This is a genomic window from Nonomuraea sp. IBHARD001 (genome assembly GCF_056106265.1).
In genome coordinates, this window is the sequence record NZ_JBWBBW010000002.1 from 7,524,810 (window position 1) to 7,546,177 (window position 21,368).

A 21,368-nucleotide genomic window follows, 5' to 3' on the forward strand; every position below is an offset into this window, starting at 1 on the left:
GGAACATGGCTTCCCATGAACGCCCAGAGGACATCAGGCCTGAGCAGCACGACGCGAAGGGCCGGCCTATGGTGCCCGCGACTCCTCGTGACGTGGTGCACGTGCGGATCGGCTCGTTCGTCCTGATCTTCATGCTCGCGATCGGAGTGCTCGGCTGGGTGTCGGGGCTGTGGTGGCTGACCGTCGTCGCGGGGGTGCTCGCACTGGTGGCGATCGCCGACATCGTCATGGCCGTGCGCAGGCAGTCGGCACGCGGCGCAGGGGAGGCAGGCTGACATGCCAGACCAGGACCTCCGCTTCCTGTGCGACCTGGCGGCGCAGCTGCGCGTCGACTCCGTACGGTGCTCGGCCTCGGCCGGGTCTGGCCATCCGACGTCGTCGATGTCGGCGGCCGATCTCATGGCGGTGCTGTTCGCCCGCCATCTGGCCTACGACTTCGAGGACCCGGGCAACCCGGCCAACGACCATCTGATCTTCTCCAAGGGGCACGCCTCTCCCCTGCTGTACTCGCTGTACAAGGCGGCGGGCGCCATCACCGACGAGGAGCTGCTGACGTTCAGGCGGCGGGGCAGCAGGCTCGAAGGCCATCCGCCGACCAGCCTGCCCTGGGTGGACGTCGCCACCGGCTCACTGGGGCAGGGCCTGCCGGTCGGCGTGGGGGTGGCGCTGGCCGGGCAGCGGCTGGACCGCCTGCCGTACCACACGTGGGTGTTGTGCGGGGACGGGGAGCTGGCCGAGGGGTCGGTGTGGGAGGCGGCCGAGCACGCGGGGCACGAGGGGCTGGCCAATCTGACCGCGATCGTGGACGTCAACCGGCTCGGCCAGCGGGGGCAGACCCGGCACGGCTGGGACACGGGGGCATACGCGCGCAGGTTCGGCGCGTTCGGCTGGCACACGATCGAGATCGACGGGCACGACCCCGGGCAGATCGACTACGCGCTCGGCGACGCGCGCAACACCCGCAGGCGGCCGACCGTCATCCTGGCCCGTACCCGCAAGGGCGAAGGCGTGCGCTCGGTGGAGAACCGCGAGGGCGCGCACGGCAAACCGCTGGCCGACGCCGAGCAGGCCGTCGCCGAACTCGGCGGCGAACGCGCGATCCGGGTCCACGTCACCCCGCCCGAGAGCACCAGAGCGCCGCACCGCTTCGAGGGCGGCCCGCTCGTCCTGCCCGCCTACGAACGCGGCTCCATGGTCGCCACCCGCAGCGCGTACGGCGAGGCCCTGGCGGCGCTCGGCGCGGCGCGTGGCGAGATCGTGGCACTGGACGGGGAGGTGGCCGACTCGACCAGGACGCAGGAGTTCGCCGACGCTTTCCCCGAGCGTTTCTTCGAGTGCTACATCGCCGAGCAGCAGATGGTCGCCGCCGCCGTCGGCCTCCAGGTACGCGGCTGGACGCCCTACGCCGCGACGTTCGCCACCTTCTTCACCCGGGCGCACGACTTCATCAGGATGGCCTCGATCAGCCGGGCGAACATCCGGCTCGTCGGCTCGCACGCCGGGGTGTCGATCGGCGAGGACGGCCCCTCCCAGATGGGCCTTGAGGACCTGGCCCTGTTCCGCTCGGTCCAGGAGAGCACCGTGCTCTACCCGTGCGACGCCAACCAGGCGACCGCGCTGCTGGCCGAGATGGCCGACCTGAGCGGCGTCTCCTATCTGCGCACCACGCGCGGCGAGACGCCGGTGATCTACGAGCCCGGCGAGAGGTTCGAGGTGGGCGGCTCCCGGCTGCTGCGTTCCTCGCCCGGCGACGTGGCCACCGTGGTCGCGGCCGGCGTGACCGTGCACGAGGCGCTGGCCGCGGCCGATCTGCTGGCCCGAGAGGACCTGCCGATCGGCGTGCTCGACCTCTACTCGGTCAAACCGGTCGACCGCACGGCCCTGCACGAGGCGGCCACCACGACCGGCACGCTCATCACCGTCGAGGACCATCACCCCGAAGGCGGCCTCGGCGACGCCGTGCTCGACGCGGTCGCCGAACTCGGCCCGCGCGTGCTGAAGCTGGCCGTACGCAACAGGCCCGGCTCGGCGACGCCGTCCGAGCAGCTCAGGGACGCGTGCGTCGACCGCGACGCGATCGTCGAGGCCGTGCGCAAGCTCCGCTAAGCGTTCCGCAGGGGGAACGGCGAAGGGGCGGGGATCCCGATCGGATCCCCGCCCCTTCGGTCAGCCTTGACCAGCTCGTGATGGTCAGAGCGGGGGCTCGTCGTAGCGCCGCTCCTCGTACACCGTCGTCGCCCGCTCGGTGGGGGCGGCCACGGCTCTTCTCGTCGCCCTGATCCGGTAGAGGCCGAAGAGCAGTCCCGCCAGTCCGCCGATCATCAGGATGACGCCGACGACGTTGATGTCGAGGCCGGCGAGGTCGAACTCGACGGCCCAGGTGAGGATGGCGCCCAACATGATGAGCGCGATGCTTCCGGCGATGGTCATGAAATCCTCCTTAGGCTGGGGGACCATCTATCCCCACCACGGGCGGCAAACCTTGATTTGCGTTTGCCCGCTCCCGGCCTGGCCTGATACCCAGATCTCATGTTCGCCACGAAACCCGTCCTGACCGGCAGCCGTGTGATCCTGCGCCCCGTGCGCGCCGGCGACGCCGAAGGCCTGTTCGAGCTGTGCTCCGATCCCGAGGTGGCCAGGCTGACCGGCTCGCGCGGCACGGTCTCGCTGGAGGCGGGCCGCCAGTGGTATGCCAGCAGGGGCGAGCACGAGGACCGCCTCGACCTGGCCATCTGCGACGGCGAGACCTATGTGGGCGAGATCGTGATCAACGAACTCGACGAGGACAACCTCTCCTGCAACATGCGCATCGCCCTGCTCGGCTCCCGTGTTTTCGGCAAGGGATTCGGCAGCGAGGCCATCACGCTCGTCCTCGACCACGTGTTCGCCACCACGCCCCTGCACCGGGTGAGCCTCGGCGTCTACTCCTTCAACGAGCGGGCCAGGCACGTCTACAAGAAGGTCGGCTTCGTCGAAGAGGGCGTGGAGCGCGACGCCCTGCTCTGGGACGGCGTCCGCTACGACTCCATCACGATGGCGGTGCTGCGCCCCGAGTGGAAAAACCCACGGTGACGGGCCGACGGCGAGGATACGGGCACGCAACTTATCCGGCCTTCGCTGCATCAAAACTCGTGTGAGCATGAGGCTGCTACCCGGGGACCCGGAACGCGTTGGTTCGTACTGGCTCGCCGGCCGGCTCGGCGCGGGCGGCCAGGGCGTGGTCTACGACGCCTACGACCCGGCGGGCGCCCGCTACGCCGTCAAGGTGCTGTACGGCCAGGCGGGCGAGCGGCTGGGCAAGGAGGCGGCGGCGGCCAGGCAGGTGGCCTCGTTCTGCACGGCGAAGGTCGTCGAGGTCGAGCCGGGCGGGGAACGGCCCTACATCGTCAGCGAGTTCGTCGAGGGGCCCAACCTGCGGGAGGCGGTCGAGCGGGCGGGGCCGTACTCGGGTGACGGGCTGCACCGGCTGGCGACGGCGCTGGCGACCGCGCTGACCGCCGTGCACGAGGCGGGTGTCGTGCACAGGGACCTCAAGCCGGAGAACGTCCTGCTGGGCGGCGACGGCCCCAGGGTGATCGACTTCGGCGTCGCCAGGACCGACGCGATGTCGCTGACCACGACCGGGTTCGTGGCGGGCACGCCGACGTACATGGCGCCCGAGGTGTTCACCGGGGCGCGGGCCGGCACGCCGGGCGACGTGTTCGCCTGGGGCGGCGTGGTGCTCTACGCCGCGACGGGGGTCGATCCGTTCCAGGCCGAGAGCCTCGGCGGGGTGATGCACAAGGTCCTGACCGTCGACCCGGACGCCGGTGTGTTGCGCGAGCCGCTGCGCACGCTGGTGACGGCGGCGCTGAGCAAGGACCCGGACGCCAGGCCGACGGCCGCCGCGCTGCTGCTCGGCCTGATCGGCGGGGCGGGCACGGCCAGGCGGAGCGCACCCAGGGGCGACGGGCTCGCCGAGGCCGGGGCCGCACTGGCCCGCGCGGTGCGCCCGCCGGACGGGCTCGGCGGCGAGCCCGCACTGGGTGAGCTGGCCGAGCGCACCTACGCCTCGCTCGGGCCGCTGGAGCAGGCCTCGGTGCCGGGGCTGCTGCTGCGCATGCTCGGCGACGGTGTGATCAGGCCGCTGCCGCTGTCGGAGATCGCGGGCCCGGCGGTGACGGCGTTCACCGAGGCGGGCCTGCTGGTGCAGCGCGCCGACGTCTCGGCGCCCACCGACGCCAGCGCCGGTCGCCTGGTCGCCTCGGCCGAGCGCATGGTGGCTCCGGCGAACGCGGCGCTGCCGCACGCCTGGCCGAGGCTGCGCGCCTGGGCCGAGGCCGAGCGCGAAGGGCTGCCTGTGCACGCCGAGCTGCGCGACTCGGCGCTGCGCTGGCACGCACGCGGCGAACGGCCAGCCGATCTGTTCAGGGGCGACGCGCTCGACACCGCGCTCACCTGGGCGGCCACCGAGCGCCGCCATCTGACCGTCAACGCGCTCGAGCGCAGGTTCCTCGACGCGGGCGCCGCACTCGCCAGGGCGGGACGGCGGCGCAGGAGTGTCGTCACCGCCGGGCTCGCCTTCCTGCTGGCCGTCGCGGTGATCGCCACCGTGGTGGCGTTGCGGCAGGGCGACGTGCTGTCGGAGCGTCTCGCCGAGGCCAATGCCAGGGCCGTCGCCGCACGCGCCGACACCCTGCGTGCGACCGATCCGCGCTCGGCGATGCTGCTCAGCGCCGCAGCCTGGCGGCTGGCGCCCGTGTCCGAGGCCCGCACGGCGTTGCACGCCTCGCTGGTCCAGCCGGGTGTGGCCGCCTTCACCGATCCCAGGCCGGACGCCGCCGCGCGTTACGCCCTGGCCGACGACGGCTCCCGCCTGATCAGGTGGAGCGGCGCGAGCGTGCAGCTGTGGGACGTCGGCCGGGCGAAGCTGCAGGCCGAGCACGTCCTGCCCGCCGAGGCGGGCGCCGGGCGCCGGGCGCTGAGCTCGGACGCGCGTGTGGTGGCCGCCGAGCACGACGGGCAGGTGCGGCTGTGGGACGTGGGCACGGGCAAGCGGATCGGCGGCACGTGGCCAGCCGGTGATCCCCGGCTCGAGGCGCGCGGAGACGTGCTGGTGCTGGCCGACGGCGAGCGGCAGCGGGTCTACGCGGTGGCGGGCGGGCCGAGGCCGCTCCTCGAGGTGAGCGGGCGCGAGCTGGCCTTCTCCTCCGACGGGCGCTGGGCGGCCACGGCCGACGCGGCGGGCGGGGTCGAACTGCGCGACCTGGCGACCGGTGCGACCGTCAGGCGGCTGCGCGTGGTGCCGCCGGTCAGCCTGCGCGGGGAGAGCGGCCCGCCGTCCCTGGCGTTCAGCGCCGACGGGCGGCAGCTGGCCGTGAGCGCCGAGGCCGCGATCAGGGTGGTGCCGACGTCCGGCGGGCCCGGCACGGTGATGGAGCGGGGCGAGGGCGGCACGCTGGCCTTCAGCCCCGACGGCGGCCTGCTCATGGAGTCGGGCGTGAGCGAGGTGCGGGTGTGGCGCGTCGCGGGTGCGACGATCGCCGCCTCGCTGCCCGCCGACGGCGGTGTGCACGCCTTCGCGCCCGATCCCGGCCTGCTGCGTGTGGTCTCCGGCTACGGCACGGTCACCACGCTGGCCGTACCCGGGCTGACCGGCGGCCCGCCCGCGCAGGCCGGTGCGGTGAGCGTGCCCGCGATCTCGGCGGGCGGCGGGGTCACGGCCGCGGCCGACGACGACGAGATCGTGCTCTACGACGCCGACGCCCACCGGGCCCTGGCCAGGGTGCATGCCAAGGGCACGCCGGTGCTGAGCGGCGACGGCGCCGTGCTGGCGGTGGCGGGCCCGAAGGTGACGGTGTGGGAGGCGCGCACCGGCAAGGCGCTGGGCGAACTGCCGGGCGACGACGAGCTGATCACGCTCGCCCTCTCGGCCGACGGCCGCAGGCTGGCCGCGGTGCGCGGGTTCGACAAGGGCAGGCAGCTGCGCGTGTGGGAGGTGCCGGGCCTGCGGCTGAGCGCGACCGTCGAGGGCGTGACGCAGACGGCGCTGGCCTTCAACGCCGACGGCAGCAGGCTGGCCGTGGGCGGCGACATCGTCGAACTGCCCGGCGGGCGGCTGCTGCGCGACCCGGCGGGCGTACGGGGGCGTGAACCGGTGGCGGTCGCGTTCAGCCCGGACGGCGACCGGCTGGCCCTGCGGCTCGGCGACGACAGGATCCTGCTGTGGCAGCTGTCGGAGGGACGCCAGGCCGGACTGCTCGGCGCGGGCGGCGACGGCGAGGCGCCCGTGCTCTTCTCCCCCGACGGCAGGCTGCTGGCGGCGGCCGGGCCCAAGGTGCGGCTGTGGGAGGCCGACAGCCTGCGTGAGGTCGGCACCCTGCCGCTGGGTGGGGAGGCGGCGAGCACGTTCGCCTTCGCGCGCGAGGGCGAGGCGATGCGCACGGTCATGGCCGACGGAAGCGTCGCCGAGGCGCCCGTCGCGCCCTCGCGTGCCGTCGAGGCGGTCTGCGAACGCGCCGGAACAACGCTCGGGGAGGCGGAATGGCAGCGCTTGATCCCCGAGGCGGACTACCGTGAGCCCTGCCCCTGACGCCCACCCCTGTCCGTTTCGCTGACGTGGTGGGCTCCTGGATGACCGATCAAGGGAGATGCGGACCATGCGCGTCCTGATCGTCACCCGCGAGGACCCCGGAGAACCCGGAGGTCACCGCAGTGTCGACCACCGTGAACACGACGTGGCCTATGTGAGCGCCCGCACGTTCGGCGTGATCCCGTGGGCCAGGCACGTCGAAGCGCTGGACGACATGAACGACCCCACAATGGTCGTCAAGGCCGCCGACCTGTGCCACACGGCGCTCGGCGGCATCGACCGCGTGCTCACCCTCGACGCCGAGGACCTCTACCTCGGCGGCATCCTGCGCGACCGGTTCGACGTGCCCGGCCACTCGGCCAGGCTGCTGCGCGGCGTGCTGGACCCGGTGCTGGCCAAGGAGACGGTGGCCAGGGCCAGGCTGCGGACCCCACGCCTGGCCTACACCAGGACGATGCGCCAGATGCGGGGCTTCGTCCAGGAGTGCGGCTCCCCCGTGATCATCAAACCCGCGGGTGGCGGGCCGTTCCTCGTGGTGCCGTTCGGGGTCGACCCCGAACACGCGCTCGGCGTGCCCGAGATCGGCCCCGCGATCGTCGAGGAGTACGTCGCCGGGCCCGTCTGGCAGGTGATCGGCCTGGCCAGGGCCGGTTCGCCCGTCTACACGAAGGCGGCGCGGCTGATCGGCACCAGGTACGGCCTGGCCAGGGGCGAGCCGCTCGGCGTCGTGGTGCACACGGGGCAGGCGGCCGAGCTCATGGTCTCCTTCGGCTTCGCGTGCGCCAGGGCGCTCGGCCTGTCGGAGGCCGCCTTCCAGGTGGAGGTGGTGCAGTCGGAGGCCGGGCCGGTCTTCCTGTCGGCGGCGCCGCACGTCGGAGGCGAGATCACCGGGATGCTGCGCGAGCGCCACGGTGTGGAGCTGGCCGACGACTGGGTCAAGATCCAGCTCGGCCGCGAGCCCGCGGCGCCGTTCGCCGCGCCCGTCGGCGACCACGTCGGCTATGTGGAGATCCCCGGCGTGCCCGGCCGCAGGCTGAAGTGGGCGGCCAGCCTGCTCGGCCGCGTCCCCGGCCTGTACGGCGAGCAGGTCCGGGCGCCGGGACATGTGTTCCAGCCGGGCGAGGCGATGGCGGTGTTCAGGTTCTGCCTGCCGACGCCCGCCGAGGTGGACCGGGCCGTCACCCAGGCGGTGGCCGCGTTCACGTGTGAGTTCGGCTGAGCCCTGCGCCATTCGCCGGTCAATGCGGAACGAACCTGGCCGCGATCGGTCCTAGTGTGCTGGTCATGGACCTTCTGCTCGATCGCCGTTCGCTCAACCGCGCCACCCTTGAGCGTCAGTTCCTGCTCGGCCGCACCGACCTGCCGGTGCTCGATGTCGTCGAGCACCTCGCGGGGCTGCAGGCCCAGACGCCGCACACCTGGTACACCGGGCTGTGGGCCAGGATCGACGGCTTCCGCGCCGAGGAGGCCTCCGGGCTGCTCGAAGACCGCAGCCTGGTGCGGATGGCGTTGATGCGCTCGACCATCCACCTGGTCACCGGGCGTGACGCGCTCGCGTTGCGCCCGCTGGCCCAGGTGCCCATCGAGCGCAGCACGAACGGCAACTTCGGCAAGCGCCTGGCGGGCGTCGAGCGCGCCGAGCTGGTCGCCGCCGTGCTCAAGGCGTTCGAGCAGGGGCCGCTCACCTTCGCGGCCCTCGGCCGTGAGCTGCTCAAGCGCTGGCCCGACAGCGACTCGGCCGCACTCGGCCAGGCGGCCAGGATGTGGCTGCCGCTGGTGCAGGTGCCGCCGCGCGGACTCTGGGGCAGGAGCGGCCCGATCGCACACGTCGACGCCGGTCGCTGGCTCGGTCTCGACGTGCCCGCGATGGACGCGGCCGAGATGGTGCTGCGCTACCTCAGGGCGTTCGGCCCGGCGACGGTCAAGGACATGCAGACGTGGTCGGGCCTGACCCGGCTGGGCGAGGTCGTCGAGGGCCTGGACCTGATGCTCTTCCGCGACGAGCACGGCCGCAGGCTCTACGACCTGCCGGAGGCGCCCAGGCCTTCGGGTGACACGCCTGCGCCGGTGCGCTACCTCTACGACTTCGACAACCTGCTGCTCTCGCATGCCGACCGCTCGCGGGTGATCACCGACGGGTACCACGCCCAGGAGTTCGACGTGCACGGGCCGATGCCGCGCGTCGTGCTCGTCGACGGCTTCACCGCCGCGCACTGGACGACCGCGCGCAAGGCCGGGCGCACGACGCTGACCGTGCACCCGTTCGGCCCGCTGCGGGCGGCCACGCGCGAGGAGCTCGAACGCGAGGGCGCCGACCTGCTGGCCTTCCTCGCGCCGGGCGACGGGCACACGGTCGAGATCAGGCCAGTGTGACGACCGTGCCGTCCGCCCTGGCCTTCTCGGCCGCCCACACCACGCGGTGGGTGGCCAGGCTCTGCGCCGCGTCCGACAGCAGCAGGGCCGGGTCGCCGCCGCCGACCGCCGCGAGGAACGCCGCCACCAGCGCCTGATCGCCCCCGCCGTGCCCGTCCCCCGCCGAGTGCCCGGCCCCGGCACGGGTGTCGACGACCTCCTCACCGCCCGTCCGGAAGTCGCTCACCCGCAGCACGCGCCCGTCGCCCTCGATCGAGCCGTGCGTGCCGAACAACCGGGTACGGCGGTGCTCCATCGGTGTGAACGCGGTCATGGTGAAGGCGCACGTCGGCCCGCCGGGGAACTCCATGGTGACGACCTGGTGGTCGACGACGTCGTTGTCGCAGGCGTAGACGCATCGGCCGTAGGGCCCCTCCCGCAACGCCGTGCGCACGCCGTGCTCGGTGAGGTCGTCGGTGAGCGCCGACAGCGGCCAGAAGTGCCTGGCGGGATCGGCGAGACAGTCGAGGTAGAGGCGCTTGGCCGAGTACGGGCAGGTCTGCTCGACCGCGCAGTCCAGACAGCGCTCGGCGGCTCCCTCCGGCCGTTCGCCCGCCCGGAAGTGCGTCAGCGAGCCGAACGAGCTCACCCGCACGGGCAGCGCCCCGAACAGATGCACCAGCCAGTCGATGTCGTGGCACGACTTGGCCAGCAGCATCGGCGACGAGGTGTCCGAGCGCCGCCAGTTGCCCCGTACGAACGAGTGCGCCTGGTGCCACCACCCGACCGGTTCCAGGTGCTGTGCGCTGACCAGCCTGCCGATGCGGCCCTCGTCCAGCAGCGCCTTGAGCACGCGTGTGTAGGACGTGTAGCGCAGCACGTGGCAGACGGCGATCATGACGTCGTTGCGGGTCGCGGCCTCGGCGATGGCGGTCGCGTCCGGCTCGCCGGTGGCCATCGGCTTCTCCAGCAGCAGGTGGTAGCCCAGGTCGGCGAGCGCCACCGCGGGCGCGGTGTGCATGCGGTCCTGGGTGGCCACGACGGCGGCGTCGGCCAGCCTGCCCGCAGCCGCCAGGTCTCGCCAGTCGGCGAACACGTGCTCGGGCGCGATGGCGTGCTCGGCGGCGAAGCGGGAGCGGCGGCCCTCGTCCGGCTCGGCCACGGCCACGACCCGGCCCGCGCCCGAGGCGGCGGCATGGCGCGCGTAGTCCTGTCCTCGAAGCCCGGCCCCCGCAACGGCCAGTGTGACAACGCCCATCGCGCCTCGCCCTCCGTCTCGCCCGATCGCATCCTACGCAGTGCCGAGCAGCGCGCTCCTGGCTCCTTCGAGGTGCTCGCGCATGCGCAGGGCCGCGGTGGTGGGGTCGCCGCGCCTGATCGCCTCCAGGATCAGCGTGTGCTCGGCGGCGATCCGCTCGGGGCCGAGCGCGGTGCGGGTCTGCGTCATGCCGAGGTGGATCTCGCCGCACAACGACTCGTACAGCCTGCTCAGGCGCGGGCTGCCGAGGGTCTCGACGAGCAGCCGGTGGAAGGCCAGGTCGGCCGCGACGAACCTGCTGGTCGTGGCGTCGGCGGGCAGCGAGGCCACGGCCGCGGCGGCCTCGCCGAAACGGCCGTCTGCGGTGCGTGCGGCGTGCGCCGATGCGAGGTCGCCCACCACGGCCAGCTCCAGCGGCATGCGGGCGGCGAACAGGTCGGACACGTCGGCGGGCGAGAGCACCGGCACGTAGGCGGCCCGATGCGGCTCGTGCCTGAGCAGCCCCTCGCCGACCAGCACGCGGATGGCGGTCTTCGCACTGGGCCTGGACACGCTGTAGTCCTTGGCCACCTCCACCTCGGCGACCGGCGCGCCCGCCGGGATGGCGCCGTCGAGGATGCGGGCGCGCAGGGCCTCGATGAGCGCGTCGGTGACCGTGACGGTCCTCAGGGTGTTCAGCGACATGTCATACATGTAATCATGTCTGACATGTTTGACGCAGCTGTCCTCGAAGAACTTCGGGCGATCGTCGGCCCCGAGCACGTCAGGACCGCGCCCGGCGAGCTGGCCGCCTACGCGCGTGACGCCACGCCGCTGTTCGCGCACCGGCCCGACGCCGTCGTACGCCCGGCCGACACCGCACAGGTCGCCGCCGTGCTGCGCCTGGCCACCGCGCACGGCGTGCCGGTCGTGCCGCGCGGCGCCGGCTCCAACCTGTGCGCGGCCACGGTCGCCACGCACGGCGGCATCGTGCTGGCCATGACGAGGATGAACCGCGTCCTGGAGATCAGCGCCGACGAGCTGCTGGCCAGGGTGGAGCCCGGCGTCACGACCACCACCCTGGCCAAGGCCGTGAGCGGCCACGGCCTGCTGTACCCGCCGGACCCCGGCAGCCACACCGTCGCCACGATCGGCGGCAACATCGCCACCAACGCGGGCGGCCTGCGCGGGCTCAAGTACGGCGTGACCCGCAACTACGTGCTCGGCCTGACCGCCGTGCTGGCCACCGGCGAGGTCGTGCGCACCGGCGGCAGGCTGTGGAAGGACGTCGCAGGCTACGACCTGACCCGGCTGCTGACCGGCTCCGAAGGCACGCTCGCGGTGATCACCGAGGTCACCGTCGCCCTGCTGCCCGCCCCCGCGACCGCGCGCACCGGCCTGGCCTACTTCGCCACGCTCGCCGACGCGGGCCGTGCGGTGGCGGCGGTGCTGCGCGCCGGAGTGGTGCCCGCGACGCTTGAGTTCCTCGACCAGCGCTGCATCCAGGCCGTCGAGGACTACGCCGGACTCGGCCTGCGCACCGACGCGGGCGCGCTGCTGCTGTTCGGCGACGACGGTGACGAGGCCACCGTGCGCACACACCTGGAACGCGTGTCGGAATGCTGCCTGGCCGAAGGCGCACACGACGTGAGCACGGCCTCGGACGCCGCCACGTCCGATGCGCTGCTGACCGCCAGGCGCTGCTCGCTGCCCGCCCTGTCGCGGCTCGGCTCGCTGACGATCCTGGAGGACGCCAGCGTGCCCCGCCCGAGGCTGGCCGAGATGGTGGCCAGGATCGACGAGATCGCCGCCAGGCACGACGTCATGATCGCCACCTTCGGCCACGCGGGCGACGGCAATCTGCATCCCACCTGCGTGCTGCCCTCGGCCGACGACACCGACGCCGTCGCCAGGGCCGAACACGCCTTCGCCGACATCTTCGCCGCCTCGATCGAGCTCGGCGGCACGATCACCGGCGAGCACGGCGTCGGCGCGGCCAAGCTCCCCTACCTGTCGGCCAGGCTCGGCGACGACCAGCTCGCACTGATGCGCCGGATCAAGAGCGCGTTCGACCCCGCGGGCATTCTCAATCCAGGAAAGCTGGGCTCATGAGCGAGGGCATCTTCGACCCCGACCTTCTCAGCAGGTGCATCTCGTGCGGCTTCTGCCTGCCGGCCTGCCCGACCTACCGGCTCACCGGCGACGAGGCCGCCTCGCCCCGCGGCCGCATCACCCTCATGCGGGCGCTGGAGACCGGCGAACTGCCCGCCGACGACCCCACGCTGGCCGAGCAGTCCGCCTTCTGCCTCGGCTGCCGCGCCTGCGAGCCCGTGTGCCCGGCAGGCGTGCAGTACGGCAGGCTGCTGGAGGAGTGGCGCGAGCACACCTGGCAGGGGGCGCGCAAGCCGTTCGTGGTCAGGGTGCTGACGCTGCTGGCCGGGCGCACGTGGTTGATGCGGCTCGCCGCACTGGCCCGCAGGCCCGCCTCCGGGCGCCGCGCGCGTGCCGCCGGGCCGTCGCTGATGCTCGGCTGCTTCGAACGTTCACTGTTCCCCAAGGTCAGCAGGGCCGCCGTACGGCTCGCGCCCGAGCTGCGCGTGCCCGCCGCCCAGGGCTGCTGCGGCGCCCTGCACGCCCACAACGGCGAGCTCGCCGAAGGCGAACGGCTGGCCAGAAGGCTCGGCGAGGAGTTGCCCGGCACGATCGTCACCACCTCGGGCGGCTGCGCGGCCCATCTGGCCGGGGTGCTCGGCCGCGAGCGGGTGGCCGAGCTGTCGGAGTACCTGTCCACGCGTGCGCCCGTGCTCGGCGAGGTCGTCGTCGACGGGCGCAGGGCCAGGGTCACGCTGCAGGACTCCTGCCATCTGCGCAACGGCCTCGGCGTCTGGCGGGAGCCGCGCGAGCTGCTGGCGAAGGTGGCCGACTTCGTCGAGGTCGAGGGCGCCGACGGCTGCTGCGGCGCGGCGGGCACCTACGCCATGGTCAGGCCGGGCGACAGTGCCAAGGTGCTGGCGCCCAAGCTCGACGCGATCGAGGCGGCCGGGGTCGACTACGTGATCGCCGTCAACCCCGGCTGCCTGCGCCAGCTCCGAACCGGCCTGCGCCGCAGGGGGTCACGGGTACGCGCACTGCACCTCGCCGAGTTCCTCGTGCGGGCGCGGCGCTGAGTGCTCACGGCTCGGTCGCGCGCCACGGCACCGGTGTGGACAGCACCATCGAGCTGGTCGGCGTGCCGTACGCGGCCAGCCGGTCGATGAGCGCCTCGAAGTCGGTCATCGACGCCACCGCCACCCGCAGCACACAGCACGCGCCACCGGTCAGCCGATGCACCTCGAAGATATCGGCCGAGTCCAAGACCTCCGGATGACGCAGCACACAGCCGGGCCCGTAACACGACATGGTGACGAGCGCGACCACACTGCGGCCGGTACGGCGGGGATCGACGTGCGCCCGATATCCGGTGATGATGCCCGCCTCCTCCAGCTTGCGCACACGCTCGGCGACCGCCGGAGGCGACAGGTGCACCCGGCGCGACAGCTCGCTGTAGGACAGCCTCGCGTCGGCCTGCAGCTCCGACACCAGCAGCCAGTCCATCTCGTCCACTTTCACTTCCTAAAGTCATCGGGCCGAATACGGCACGGACGTGCGGTAACACAGCCTAAGGACCGTTGGATCGGCATTCCACCCGCGGGGGCCTCGGGGGCATCATGAGCCTCATGGAAGTCATGCCGACGACCGCCTTCGAGCGGGATGAGCGAGCCGAGGCCAACGGCGGCGCGCCGACGCTCGAGTTCGAGCGGCGCGTGCCGTACGACCAATATGTTCATGCCAGTACCTTGCACACCCTGCAGCAGACCTTGAGTGACGACCCCGGCGAGATGTCGTTCCTGATGATCAGCCAGGTGATGGAGCTGTATTTCGGCCTGACCCGATATGAGCTGAGGCAGGCGCAGCGGCTGGTGCGGGCCGACGACGCCTGGGGGGCGCTCGCGCCGTTGCGCAGGGCCGCGTTGCATCTCGAAGGGCTCAATGCCGCGTGGCGTGGGCTGCGCTGGATGACGCCCGCCGATTTCAACAGATTTCGCGATCTGCTGGGCGAAGGGTCGGGGTTCCAGTCGGCGATGTACCGGCATCTGGAGTTCGCCCTTGGACTGAAGACCGCGTCGCTGATCCGGCCGTTCCGCCGCCAGAGCGAGATCTACGACGAGCTGGTCCGCAGCCTGGAGTCGCCCTCCCTGTGGGACGACGTGATCGCCCTGCTGGAGCGCAAGGGCCTGGCGCACGACGGCGAAGGCGTGGTGGAGGCCTGGGTGAGCGTGTACTCCGACAACGGCCCCGCCAACCACCTGCGCATGCTCGGCGAGGCGCTCGCCGACGTGGCCGAAGGCTTCGGCGACTGGAGATACCAGCACCTGCAGGCCGTACGCAGGGCCATGGGCGCCAAGGCGGGCAGCGGCGGCTCGGCCGGAATCGTGTGGCTGGAGCGCAGCATGGCCCGCACGGTCTTCCCCGAACTGTGGACCGCCCGCACCTTCATGTGACCCCCCTGGACAGCGTAGGAGCACCCATGGCAGACAGAAGCACGACAGGCGACGAGATCGCCGTCGTCGGCGCCGGGCTGGCCGGATGCCTGCTCGCCTGCTACCTGGCCAGGCGCGGCCACCAGGTCACCCTGTACGAACGGCGTGCCGACCCGCGTGCGGCGGGCGCCGAACGCGGCCGGTCGATCAACCTGGCGCTGTCGGAGCGCGGGCTCAACGCGCTGCGCGGCATCGGGCTCGACGACCTGATCATGGCCGACGCCCTGCCGATGCGCGGACGGATGATCCATCCGGTCGAAGGGCCGCTCGACCTGCAGCTCTACAGTGCCGACGGGCAGCGGGCGATCAACTCCATCAGCCGGGGCAGGCTCAACAACACACTGCTGGACGCGGCCGAGTCGGCCAAGGGCGTGCGGGTGCTGTTCGGGCACAAGCTGGTCGGGCTCGACCCCGCCACCGGCTCGATGACATTCGGCACGCCGCAGGGCGAGATCGTGGAGAAGGCCGCCGTCGTGCTCGGCGCCGACGGGGCGGGCTCGGCCGTACGCGGGCAGCTCGTCCAGCACGCCGGGCTGAGCGAGAGCCTGGACTTCCTCGACCACGGGTACAAGGAGCTGACGATCCCGGCGCGCGACGGCGAGTTCGCCCTCGATCCCGGCGCGCTGCACATCTGGCCGCGCGGCACCTCGATGATGATCGCACTGCCCAATCCCGACCGGTCGTTCACGTGCACGCTGTTCTGGCCGACGGGCGGCACCTCCAGCTTCGCCTCGCTCAGCAGCCCAGGGGCCATAGCCAGGCACTTCGCCGAGGTCTATCCCGATGTCGTCGAGCTGGCGCCCGACCTGGTGTCGGACTACCAGCACAATCCGGTCGGGCTGCTCGGCACGGTCAGGGCGACGCCGTGGCAGCACGGCGGCCGGGTCGGCCTCATCGGCGACGCGGCGCACGCGATCGTGCCCTTCTACGGCCAGGGCGCCAACTGCGCGTTCGAGGACGTCGTCGAGCTCGACCGCTGCCTGGACGAGACCGGCGACGACTGGAGCCGGGCGCTGCCGCTGTTCGAGAGCAGGCGCACCGCGCACACCGAGGCCATCGCGCAGATGGCGCTGGCCAACTTCGTGGAGATGCGCGACAAGGTGGCCTCGCCGCTGTTCCAGCTCGGCAGGAAGGTCGAGCACGCGCTGCAGGAGGCGCTGCCCGGCCACTACCTGTCGCGCTACGAGCTGATCTCCTTCTCCACCACGCCCTACGACGTGGTCAGGCGGCGGATCAGGCTGCAGCACCGCGTGCTCGGCGGCGTCGCCGCACTGCTGGCCGCCGGAGCCACCGCCGCCGTGCTCGGCCTGCTCAGGCGAAGATCTTCGCCAGACGCCTGATCTGCTCCACCTTGTGGTGCGGTCCGCCGCCCTCGTGGTCGTTCCACGGGTAGACGACGATGTCCTTGGGGCCCCGCCAGTGGTTGAACGCGGCGAACACCGTGGACGGCGGGCACACCTCGTCCATCAGGCCGACGGAGTACACCGCCTCGGCGTTCCCGCGTGCGGCGAAGCTGAGCCCGTCGAAGTAGGCCAGCGTGCCGAACACCCGCTCGGCGTGGTCGCGGTGCGCGGCCAGGTACCTGACGATCTCGGCGTAAGGGTCCTTGCCGGTGATCTGCACGGCCCTGCGGAAGTGGGTGAGGAACGGCACGTCGATGAGTGCGGCGCGCACGTCGCCGCGCAGTCCGGCCACCGCCTGGGCGATGCCGCCGCCCTGGCTGGCCCCGCTGACCACGATCGCGCCCGCGTCGACGGCCGGGTGCGCCGCGGCCACGTCGACCGCGCGTACGGCATCGGTGAACACCCTGCGGTAGTAGTACGCGGCCGGGTCGAGCACACCACGCGTCATCATGCCGAACACGTGCGGCGCGTCCCCGCCGTGCGGGTCGCCGGTGCCGCCCGGCGCCCCGAGGCTGGCGCCGCCCTGGCCACGCGTGTCGAGCACGAGCACCGCGTATCCCGCCGCCGGCCAGGTGAGGTGATCGTGCGGGAATCCCCTGCCGCCGGTGTAGCCGACGTACTGCACCACACACGGCACCCGTCGCCCCGCCTTCGGCACCACCAGCCACGCCCGCACCCGGTCACCGCCCCAACCGGCGAACGCCACGTCGTACACGTCGACCAGCACCAGGCCCGCGTCGTACGGGGTGAAGACCGGGGCCAGGTCGTGGACGGCGGCTTCGACGAGGGTGTCCTGCCAGAAGGCGTCGAAGTCGACCGGCTCGTCGATGTCCGGGCGGTAGTCGCGCAGGCGGTCCAAGGGGAGGTCGTAGAGGGGCAAGAGGGCTCCTTGGGCGGGGCGTTTCGCGGGCTGGGGTGAGGGTCAGTGGCGGTGGTGGTTGTCGGGCTGGGTGGGGTCGCCTGGGTGTTCGAGGCCGTGGACCAGGGTGATCCTGGATGCTCGTGCCGTGTCCAGCCATCGGATGAACGCCCTGCGTGCCGCCGCCTGGCGCACCTGGTCGCGGAGATCGGCGATCGGGACGGCCGGGCGGTACCCGGCCAGGGTCGTCACCTGGCGCTCGTCGGGTTCCACCCCGCGCGCGAGTCGGGCGTAGAGGGCGCGTACGGCGGCGGACGACGAGTAGGCGGCAGCGTAGACCGAGCCGAGTTCGACGGCCTCGCGGGGGTCGAGGGGCGGAGATCCGGCGTCATGGGGTATGTCGTGCGCCTCGGCCGCGCATTCGACGGCGGGCTGCGGATCCGGGGGTCCGTCGTGCGCCTCTGCTGTGTATTCGACAGCCGCCTGCGGATCCGGGGGTCTGTCGTGCGCCTCGGCCGCGCACAGTTGCTCGGTCAGGATCACCTGGGCCGCCCATCGCACGAGCTGACGCCCTTCGGCGCTGCCCTCGGCCGGAAGGGCGGTGGCGGCGCGGCCCGCGCGCAGGGTCTGGAGGCGGGCGTCGAGCAGGTGTCCGGGCACCGGGGTGCCGTCGACATATCCGATGACGGTCATCGCGATCTCTGCAGGGCGCGCAGGTCGCGCCAGCCGATCATCGTGATGCGCTCGTCGGCCAGAGCCTGCCGTACCTCGGGGTCGGTGAAGACGCGGACCTCCATGGCGCGTTTGGCGTGGTGCGGCATGATGTGGCGGAGTTCGTCGGTGTCGTCGAACGGATGGATGTAGATCTCCGTCACGCCCGGCCGCAGTCGCCTGATCAGTTGGATCATGTCGCGTCTGAAGCTCTCGTACGTCTCGCCCTCGGCCTGCTGGAAGGGCAGGGTCCACAGGCGGTCGAGGATGACCACACCGGCCGCGTCCGCCGCCTGCGCCGCCGCCTCGGCGAACGGTTCGAGCGAGGCGGGCATGTCCATGCCGTCGAGCGTACGCGGCAACCGGAACGGCAGGCCGTACGCGGCGCACACCTCCAACGCCTGCCGCAGGAAGTCACGCCCGGTGGCCAGGCCGTACAGGCTGCCCATGTGGTTGTCGGCGTGGGAGGGGTCGAGGCCGAGCGCTATGGCCCGCTCGACCTGGGCGACGAGTTCGGCGCGCACGTCGTCGGGGTCGGCGTTCTCCTCGACGCTCTTGCAGTCGGGCGGGAAGTAGCCCGCCGCGTCGCGCAGGGTCGCGGCCCGGCTCAGCGGGCCCCAGCGGTAGCCCTCCCACTCGCTGGTCAGGGTGAGGTGCACGCCGACGTCCCAGCCGTGTGCCGAGGCGGTCGCGATCGCGTCGGGCGCCCACGGGCACGGTGTCATCACCGTGGCCGAGCTGATCGCCCCGGCCCTGAGCAGGGAGGTGATACCGGTATTGGCCGCACGGCACATGCCGTAGTCGTCCGCGTTGACGATGAGCAGCCGGTCTCGGGTGTCCATTCGGGGCTCCCCTCAGGAGTGGGTGAGGTGGTGGCCGGTCAAGGGGAGTCGCCGCCGCCATCAGACACTCCCGCCCTGAAAGTTCCGGCCGTGCGCGGGGCTTCCGCCGGGCTCTTCGAGGTGAGGGCCATGCGGAGCCTCCCTCAGAGTGAGGGCAATCCGGACGGAAATCCAGGCTCAGATCCAGCCGTCCAGACCGGCGACGAACGCCTCGAACAGGTGCCGGTGGATCGTGTGCCCCGAACCCGGCACCGTACGCACCTCGAAACCCCGCCCGCGCAACTCCCGCGCGTACGCCGGGGGCACCAGCTGACTGGGATCGGCCAGCTGCACCAGCGACGGCACCACGGCCTCCGGCGCCAGGTCCCGCCCCTGCGCCTCGGCGAACACCTCGACCGTACGCGGATCCCAGCGCGCGTTCATCGCCACTTCCAGGCGTACCTCGTCCTGCGACCACTCCGGCTGCATGGCGGCGATCCGCTCCGCGTCGGCGAGCTCGAACGCGTTCGTCCAGTCCCGCACCGGCAGCCGGAACGCCGGATCCGAGTACACCGCACGCCCCGGCCGCAACCGCCCCACGACCCGCCCGAGCGCCAGCCCTCCGTACGAGTGCCCGATCGCCACCTCCGGCCGTCCGGGCACCGAGGCCAGCAGCGACTCCCCGAGCTGCTCCAGCGAGTACGTCTCGGCACGCGGCGAACGCCCGTGCCCCGGCAGGTCCACCGCGACCACCCGATACCCGAGCCCCGCCAGGTACGGCCCGACCCGCCACCAGCATTCCGAATCCGCCATCACCCCATGCACAAGCACCGCAACCCGGTCACCTGCGCCCCATTCCCGGGTATTCAGCTTCATACACGGCCGCCTTGTCTTGGTTGAGGGCGACGGTATCGAACGGGGGTGAGGGCGGGATGGGGTGGGGGTGTTCGGTCCAGGCCCGTGGTGAGGTGCGGTGCGGTGAGTGGGGCGGGTGAGCGTGCTCAGCTGAGCTCAGCCTGGTTTGCTGGAGTCGGCGTGAATTGCTGACGTGCGGGTGGCCTGCTGGGGGTGGGAAATGCCTGGCCGTGGCCGTGGGCCGTGTGACACGGTGGGCGAGTGGCTGACTTCCTACCGCTCCCCCGTACGCTGGACGAGGCGATCGCCGCCGAGAAGGCCGGTCAGGTGCTGCGGTTCCTGTACTTCTGGGGCCACACGCCTGCGCGAGACGACACGGTCGGGGCCGCCTGCCTGAGCCAGTGGTGGCCTGCGGCGTTCAGCGACGGCGGGCACACGTTCGCCACGGCCGAGCACTACATGATGGCGCACAAGGCCTGGCTGTTCGGCGACGACGACAGCGCTCGGCTGATCCTCGCCGCCAAGCACCCAGGCGAGGCCAAGAAACTCGGCAGAGCCGTACGAGGCTTCGATCACGATGTCTGGAGCGCCGAGTGCCTCTCCATCGTGACCAGAGCAAACACCGCCAAGTTCACAGCCCACCCCGATCTACGCACCTACTTGCTGGGCACCGCCGCCCGCATCCTGGTGGAAGCCAGCCCCCTGGACCACATCTGGGGCATAGGCCTCACAGCCACCGACAGCCGAGCACAACACCCCTCCCAATGGCAGGGCACCAACCTCCTCGGCTTCGCCCTGATGACCACCCGAGACAACCTGACCACCTAAGGCAATCCACCCCAGGCACAATCCGGAAAGCCGGGCCGAGCTGGGCAAGGCCGAGCAGGGCAGGAGCAGGCAGGGTAAGCCCGGCCCACGCCAGGCAGGACAAAGCAGGGCCCTGGCTAGCGAAGCAATGCCCTGGCGGGCAAGCCGGGACGAAACAAGCCGGAATAGGCAAGACAAGCCGGAATGGGCAAGGCCCAGCGAAGCAAAGCCGACACGGGCGAGGGAAGGCCGACGAAGAAGGGGCAAAGCACCAGACAGCCCTGCCCAGCCGTCAAACAACTCAAGCCGAAGCCGACCCCAGGACAAAGCCCCAGCCCGAGAACCAAGCCCCAGCCCCAGCTTCACCCCAGCCGCCCAGCCCCTACCCCTCCCCCAGCCACCCGACCCGGCACCGCCGCAAGCGCCCGAACCGCCCAAGACCAAGCCTCAGGCCCCGACCCGGACCACCCGGGCCCCAGGGGCGAGACCCAAGCCCAGCCCGAAGGCCCAGCCCCGATCCCACCCCAGCCCAGGACCAATCCCCAGCCCAGGACCAATCCCCGGTCCTGGTCCCAGCCCCAGCGACGATGCCGGTCAAAAGCGACTACTCCTCGATCACCCACCCGTACCCCTGCGCCATCGCCAGGAACTGCCTGCGCAGCTCGACGATCTGCGCACCGGTGAGGTCGGGCATCGCGCCCAGCAGCCGTTCGGTGACCTCGCGGACGAACACCGGCTTGGACAGGACGTCGCACAGACCGTCCTCGTCGTCGGCGTAGTCGTCGTGGTCGGACGCCTGCCGGGTGCCCGCGACCGTGCCTGCGGGGACCGAGATCGGCCTCGCGGTCTCGGCGAGCCCGGCCAGCGTCGCGGCCGCGCCGGGGGCGTAGCGTACGCCGCCGCCCTTGTCGGCCAGCCTGACCGTGATGGCCTTGGGACCCCTGCCGCTGCTCATCGCTTCGTACTCGACCGCTACACCCGGCGCGTACTCCCACTTGTCCTCGCTCAACGCGTTGGCGTGGACGAACACGTCGTCCCCGCCGTCATCGGGTGCGATGAACCCGTAACCCCGCGTGTCATCAAAACGTACGATCTTACCAGTCAGCACCGCTCCGCACCTCTCTGCTGATGAATACCCCACATGGCGCCGCTCCGCTTTCCCCCATGTCCAG

At 72.1% G+C, this 21,368-nt stretch carries 20 protein-coding genes; 11 read left to right on the forward strand and 9 right to left on the reverse strand.

Annotation, left to right across the window (positions count from 1 at the left end):
- The first annotated feature begins 5 nt into the window (after positions 1–5).
- Together ACTWNK_RS35845 and ACTWNK_RS35850 are read left to right on the forward strand one after the other, a co-directional pair.
- A complete protein-coding gene (locus ACTWNK_RS35845) occupies positions 6–275 on the forward strand; it encodes a hypothetical protein (RefSeq protein ID WP_474309352.1) in 270 nt (89 codons plus the stop codon).
- A gap of 1 nt (position 276) precedes the next feature.
- Positions 277–2,106, forward strand: coding sequence for a transketolase (locus ACTWNK_RS35850; RefSeq protein ID WP_474309353.1), 1,830 nt, complete (start codon positions 277–279; stop codon positions 2,104–2,106).
- Positions 2,107–2,190: 84 nt separating this feature from the next.
- Here the strand turns inward: ACTWNK_RS35850 and ACTWNK_RS35855 are convergent, their stop codons facing one another.
- The gene (locus ACTWNK_RS35855; RefSeq protein ID WP_474309354.1) at positions 2,191–2,430 is read right to left on the reverse strand and encodes a hypothetical protein; all 240 of its coding nucleotides are present in this window, start codon (positions 2,428–2,430) and stop codon (positions 2,191–2,193) included.
- Between the two features lie 99 nt (positions 2,431–2,529).
- Here ACTWNK_RS35855 and ACTWNK_RS35860 point away from each other — a divergent pair, with 99 nt between their 5' ends.
- From ACTWNK_RS35860 to ACTWNK_RS35875, 4 genes are all read left to right on the forward strand, one after another.
- Entirely contained in the window at positions 2,530–3,072 is a 543-nt protein-coding gene (locus ACTWNK_RS35860; protein WP_474309355.1) for a GNAT family N-acetyltransferase, read from the forward strand.
- 67 nt (positions 3,073–3,139) lie between these two features.
- On the forward strand, positions 3,140–6,571 hold the full coding sequence (locus ACTWNK_RS35865; protein ID WP_474309356.1) for a WD40 repeat domain-containing serine/threonine protein kinase: 3,432 nt from the start codon (positions 3,140–3,142) through the stop codon (positions 6,569–6,571).
- Positions 6,572–6,638: 67 nt separating this feature from the next.
- A complete protein-coding gene (locus ACTWNK_RS35870; protein ID WP_474309357.1) occupies positions 6,639–7,790 on the forward strand; it encodes an ATP-grasp domain-containing protein in 1,152 nt (383 codons plus the stop codon).
- Between the two features lie 65 nt (positions 7,791–7,855).
- Positions 7,856–8,944, forward strand: a complete 1,089-nt coding sequence (locus ACTWNK_RS35875; protein ID WP_474309358.1) for a winged helix DNA-binding domain-containing protein — start codon at positions 7,856–7,858, stop codon at positions 8,942–8,944.
- Here the strand turns inward: ACTWNK_RS35875 and ACTWNK_RS35880 are convergent.
- Both ACTWNK_RS35880 and ACTWNK_RS35885 read right to left on the reverse strand, forming a co-directional pair.
- Positions 8,931–10,181: a Gfo/Idh/MocA family protein gene (locus tag ACTWNK_RS35880; protein ID WP_474309359.1), complete on the reverse strand. Its 1,251-nt coding sequence runs from the start codon at positions 10,179–10,181 to the stop codon at positions 8,931–8,933. The genes ACTWNK_RS35875 and ACTWNK_RS35880 overlap by 14 nt on opposite strands.
- A 33-nt stretch (positions 10,182–10,214) precedes the next feature.
- The gene (locus ACTWNK_RS35885) at positions 10,215–10,865 is read right to left on the reverse strand and encodes a GntR family transcriptional regulator (RefSeq protein WP_474309360.1); all 651 of its coding nucleotides are present in this window, start codon (positions 10,863–10,865) and stop codon (positions 10,215–10,217) included.
- Positions 10,866–10,889: 24 nt separating this feature from the next.
- Between ACTWNK_RS35885 and ACTWNK_RS35890 the strand changes: the two genes are divergently transcribed.
- Together ACTWNK_RS35890 and ACTWNK_RS35895 are read left to right on the forward strand one after the other, a co-directional pair.
- The gene (locus tag ACTWNK_RS35890) at positions 10,890–12,272 is read left to right on the forward strand and encodes an FAD-binding oxidoreductase (RefSeq protein ID WP_474309361.1); all 1,383 of its coding nucleotides are present in this window, start codon (positions 10,890–10,892) and stop codon (positions 12,270–12,272) included.
- Positions 12,269–13,327, forward strand: a complete 1,059-nt coding sequence (locus ACTWNK_RS35895) for a (Fe-S)-binding protein (protein ID WP_474309362.1) — start codon at positions 12,269–12,271, stop codon at positions 13,325–13,327. The genes ACTWNK_RS35890 and ACTWNK_RS35895 overlap by 4 nt, the downstream gene beginning before the upstream one ends.
- Before the next feature lie 4 nt (positions 13,328–13,331).
- Here the strand turns inward: ACTWNK_RS35895 and ACTWNK_RS35900 are convergent, their stop codons facing one another.
- Positions 13,332–13,754: an Lrp/AsnC family transcriptional regulator gene (locus ACTWNK_RS35900; RefSeq protein WP_474311084.1), complete on the reverse strand. Its 423-nt coding sequence runs from the start codon at positions 13,752–13,754 to the stop codon at positions 13,332–13,334.
- A gap of 122 nt (positions 13,755–13,876) precedes the next feature.
- On the opposite strand from ACTWNK_RS35900, the gene ACTWNK_RS35905 reads away from it, so the two are divergent.
- Together ACTWNK_RS35905 and ACTWNK_RS35910 are read left to right on the forward strand one after the other, a co-directional pair.
- Positions 13,877–14,701: a tryptophan 2,3-dioxygenase gene (locus tag ACTWNK_RS35905; RefSeq protein ID WP_474309363.1), complete on the forward strand. Its 825-nt coding sequence runs from the start codon at positions 13,877–13,879 to the stop codon at positions 14,699–14,701.
- A gap of 26 nt (positions 14,702–14,727) precedes the next feature.
- Entirely contained in the window at positions 14,728–16,080 is a 1,353-nt protein-coding gene (locus tag ACTWNK_RS35910; protein WP_474309364.1) for an FAD-dependent oxidoreductase, read from the forward strand.
- Here ACTWNK_RS35910 and ACTWNK_RS35915 read toward each other — a convergent pair.
- The 4 genes from ACTWNK_RS35915 to ACTWNK_RS35930 all read right to left on the reverse strand — a co-directional run bounded on the left by ACTWNK_RS35915 (position 16,052) and on the right by ACTWNK_RS35930 (position 19,410).
- Positions 16,052–17,023 (reverse strand): acetylxylan esterase, encoded by a 972-nt coding sequence (locus ACTWNK_RS35915; RefSeq protein ID WP_474309365.1) that lies wholly within the window; start codon positions 17,021–17,023, stop codon positions 16,052–16,054. The two genes, ACTWNK_RS35910 and ACTWNK_RS35915, sit on opposite strands and share 29 nt — an antisense overlap.
- 42 nt (positions 17,024–17,065) lie before the next feature.
- Positions 17,066–17,695, reverse strand: a complete 630-nt coding sequence (locus tag ACTWNK_RS35920) for a DUF7158 domain-containing protein (protein ID WP_474309366.1) — start codon at positions 17,693–17,695, stop codon at positions 17,066–17,068.
- Positions 17,692–18,555: a polysaccharide deacetylase family protein gene (locus ACTWNK_RS35925; protein WP_474309367.1), complete on the reverse strand. Its 864-nt coding sequence runs from the start codon at positions 18,553–18,555 to the stop codon at positions 17,692–17,694. The genes ACTWNK_RS35920 and ACTWNK_RS35925 overlap by 4 nt, the downstream gene beginning before the upstream one ends.
- A gap of 177 nt (positions 18,556–18,732) precedes the next feature.
- Positions 18,733–19,410, reverse strand: coding sequence for an alpha/beta fold hydrolase (locus ACTWNK_RS35930; RefSeq protein WP_474309368.1), 678 nt, complete (start codon positions 19,408–19,410; stop codon positions 18,733–18,735).
- A 240-nt stretch (positions 19,411–19,650) separates the two neighbouring features.
- Here ACTWNK_RS35930 and ACTWNK_RS35935 point away from each other — a divergent pair, with 240 nt between their 5' ends.
- Positions 19,651–20,217 carry an NADAR family protein gene (locus tag ACTWNK_RS35935; protein WP_474309369.1) on the forward strand — a complete coding sequence of 189 codons (567 nt, stop codon included), beginning with the start codon at positions 19,651–19,653 and terminating at the stop codon, positions 20,215–20,217.
- 583 nt (positions 20,218–20,800) lie between these two features.
- On the opposite strand, the gene ACTWNK_RS35940 is transcribed toward ACTWNK_RS35935, so the two are convergent.
- Positions 20,801–21,304, reverse strand: coding sequence for a cold-shock protein (locus tag ACTWNK_RS35940; RefSeq protein WP_474309370.1), 504 nt, complete (start codon positions 21,302–21,304; stop codon positions 20,801–20,803).
- Positions 21,305–21,368: the final 64 nt, after the last annotated feature.

Bases quoted from the DNA above. Each gene is read 5' to 3' on its own strand.
- ACTWNK_RS35845 (WP_474309352.1), top strand. From the start codon at position 6: ATGGCTTCCCATGAACGCCCAGAGGACATCAGGCCTGAGCAGCACGAC.
- ACTWNK_RS35850 (WP_474309353.1), top strand. From the start codon at position 277: ATGCCAGACCAGGACCTCCGCTTCCTGTGCGACCTGGCGGCGCAGCTG.
- ACTWNK_RS35855 (WP_474309354.1), bottom strand. From the start codon at position 2,430: ATGACCATCGCCGGAAGCATCGCGCTCATCATGTTGGGCGCCATCCTC.
- ACTWNK_RS35860 (WP_474309355.1), top strand. From the start codon at position 2,530: ATGTTCGCCACGAAACCCGTCCTGACCGGCAGCCGTGTGATCCTGCGC.
- ACTWNK_RS35865 (WP_474309356.1), top strand. From the start codon at position 3,140: ATGAGGCTGCTACCCGGGGACCCGGAACGCGTTGGTTCGTACTGGCTC.
- ACTWNK_RS35870 (WP_474309357.1), top strand. From the start codon at position 6,639: ATGCGCGTCCTGATCGTCACCCGCGAGGACCCCGGAGAACCCGGAGGT.
- ACTWNK_RS35875 (WP_474309358.1), top strand. From the start codon at position 7,856: ATGGACCTTCTGCTCGATCGCCGTTCGCTCAACCGCGCCACCCTTGAG.
- ACTWNK_RS35880 (WP_474309359.1), bottom strand. From the start codon at position 10,181: ATGGGCGTTGTCACACTGGCCGTTGCGGGGGCCGGGCTTCGAGGACAG.
- ACTWNK_RS35885 (WP_474309360.1), bottom strand. From the start codon at position 10,865: ATGTCGCTGAACACCCTGAGGACCGTCACGGTCACCGACGCGCTCATC.
- ACTWNK_RS35890 (WP_474309361.1), top strand. From the start codon at position 10,890: ATGTTTGACGCAGCTGTCCTCGAAGAACTTCGGGCGATCGTCGGCCCC.
- ACTWNK_RS35895 (WP_474309362.1), top strand. From the start codon at position 12,269: ATGAGCGAGGGCATCTTCGACCCCGACCTTCTCAGCAGGTGCATCTCG.
- ACTWNK_RS35900 (WP_474311084.1), bottom strand. From the start codon at position 13,754: ATGGACTGGCTGCTGGTGTCGGAGCTGCAGGCCGACGCGAGGCTGTCC.
- ACTWNK_RS35905 (WP_474309363.1), top strand. From the start codon at position 13,877: ATGGAAGTCATGCCGACGACCGCCTTCGAGCGGGATGAGCGAGCCGAG.
- ACTWNK_RS35910 (WP_474309364.1), top strand. From the start codon at position 14,728: ATGGCAGACAGAAGCACGACAGGCGACGAGATCGCCGTCGTCGGCGCC.
- ACTWNK_RS35920 (WP_474309366.1), bottom strand. From the start codon at position 17,695: ATGACCGTCATCGGATATGTCGACGGCACCCCGGTGCCCGGACACCTG.
- ACTWNK_RS35925 (WP_474309367.1), bottom strand. From the start codon at position 18,555: ATGGACACCCGAGACCGGCTGCTCATCGTCAACGCGGACGACTACGGC.
- ACTWNK_RS35930 (WP_474309368.1), bottom strand. From the start codon at position 19,410: ATGAAGCTGAATACCCGGGAATGGGGCGCAGGTGACCGGGTTGCGGTG.